At 33.4% G+C, this 1,669-nt stretch carries 3 protein-coding genes; all 3 read right to left on the bottom strand.

Annotation, left to right across the window (positions count from 1 at the left end; translation table 11 throughout):
• Positions 1-133: 133 nt before the first annotated feature.
• Positions 134-532: a DUF1259 domain-containing protein gene (locus AB3X49_RS22620; protein ID WP_060749934.1), complete on the bottom strand. Its 399-nt coding sequence runs from the start codon at positions 530-532 to the stop codon at positions 134-136.
• Positions 533-861: 329 nt separating this feature from the next.
• Positions 862-1,023: a hypothetical protein gene (locus AB3X49_RS22615; protein WP_367964871.1), complete on the bottom strand. Its 162-nt coding sequence runs from the start codon at positions 1,021-1,023 to the stop codon at positions 862-864.
• 366 nt (positions 1,024-1,389) lie between these two features.
• Positions 1,390-1,605, bottom strand: coding sequence for a hypothetical protein (locus AB3X49_RS22610; protein WP_002128058.1), 216 nt, complete (start codon positions 1,603-1,605; stop codon positions 1,390-1,392).
• Positions 1,606-1,669: the final 64 nt, after the last annotated feature.

Here is a 1,669-nt window from a genome sequence, read left to right as displayed (position 1 = left end):
AAATAGAGTTACTCTTTTTAGCTATATATGAGATTTTATAAAACCATCTACTTAAATCTATTTTCCAAGTATACCATTCAACAATCTGAAATATTCTAATCAACACAATCACTCATTTAACTAAAAAAATTGGTTAATTGCATAATGCTCTTCTGACTTTCCTTGCAAAAATTAGTGGATCATCAACGTCTTCGATATTAACGTAAATTAAATTTGGATCATCACATAACCACTCATTGTGTATAGACGAAACAATTATTCCTTGTTTAATAATCGTAGCAACAAATTCAGTGACTTCCTTTTGTAAGAGTGCTACCCGCCCTAGACATAATGCCCGTCCAGTTTTATTATCTCGTGATTCGAATGAGAAGGAAGTTGTTACTCTAAAACGTTTCCCCAAGATTGTTGCTTGTATTTCATCTCGATTTATTGTTGCCACGCATTTTCCACCGGCGAATCCTTCTTGGCCGCCGATAATTCTTGCAAACTGTTGACAAATTAATTCATCATTAATCGCCATGCCTTTAATCATCCCCCCTTTTACTGTTAGGTTATGAATGAATACATCGGTCTGAAACGGTAATGAATCTATTCTATTACAAAAAAGATAATGGCAATTTAACGAAAACTGTTAGCTCAATTATTCTTGATTATTTGAATTAACTCGGCTATATATGTTAAGACATTTTTAGAGATCATAAAAAAGACACCCTAAGGTGCCATCCTCCGACTTGAGAATCATATCTATGTATGGAGAAATTTAGAAAAGAGAAGCTTCTAACTATTACTTATAGAGCTCTTATACCATGAATTACTTACATACATATTTCCTTATTTACCCGAAGAAGAATCCCCGTTATATTACTTTCTGATCAGTCTCGTTAAAGCCATCCCAATAAATCCAGCACCCATCCCTATTAGCCATCCAGCATGAGTATCACCTACTATAGATCCCACTCCTCCGCCAAGAAACATGCAGCCAACGAATACTAATCCTCCAATTCCCCAATTCGGTCGTTCCATAATTCAATCACATCCCTTCAATAAAACATATGCAATTAACTAGCCTAACTTTCTTGCATGGGATAGTTAATTATTTTGCTAGAGATGGTATCGTTATTCTGCATAGGTTCAGCCACTTTTAGTGAATTCAAAAAAACGGTGATTGACCGATTCGAAAGGATTTAACCTTGTCATTAGAGGATACATAAAAACCTGATAATTAATCAAAATAGATCATGCACTATGAAATAAAGTGAAACTTTAATCTGCTCCCAACAAACTTCTGTACCCCGACTAAATTTTGAGGTGGGAGTTTTACTTTCCACAAATAGTAAGAGGCTAAATATATAGTAAAACCCCAGAAATCCAAAGGTCTCTGGGGCTTCATTATATATTTAGCTCTTTTTGCTTTTTGTTTTGTTTATGTCTATGCAGCAATTTTCGACTTATGAGAGAAATCAGTAATAAGATCAGTATTAGTACGAAAAGTTGCATAAATGATAAATCAAAATATTTAGCACCTGTAACTATTAAAAGTGTAGAAATCGTACCTTTTACAATGAAAAAAATAATAATCCATAATCCGCTTTTTTTCCAGTTCATTTTTATTTTACCCTTTCCTACGCTTAAATTCTTAAATGGGACACCTTAATAGAAATCTATTATA

The sequence above is a fragment of the Bacillus sp. C30 genome (genome assembly GCF_040838255.1).
In the GTDB taxonomy this organism is placed as follows: domain Bacteria; phylum Bacillota; class Bacilli; order Bacillales; family Bacillaceae_G; genus Bacillus_A; species Bacillus_A mycoides.
This window is presented reverse-complemented; position numbering and strand designations above follow the sequence as displayed.

What these genes read in the sequence shown, in the direction of transcription:
- AB3X49_RS22615 (WP_367964871.1), bottom strand. Translation starts at nt 1,023, where the DNA reads ATGGAACGACCGAATTGGGGAATTGGAGGATTAGTATTCGTTGGCTGC.
- AB3X49_RS22620 (WP_060749934.1), bottom strand. Translation starts at nt 532, where the DNA reads ATGATTAAAGGCATGGCGATTAATGATGAATTAATTTGTCAACAGTTT.
- AB3X49_RS22610 (WP_002128058.1), bottom strand. Translation starts at nt 1,605, where the DNA reads ATGAACTGGAAAAAAAGCGGATTATGGATTATTATTTTTTTCATTGTA.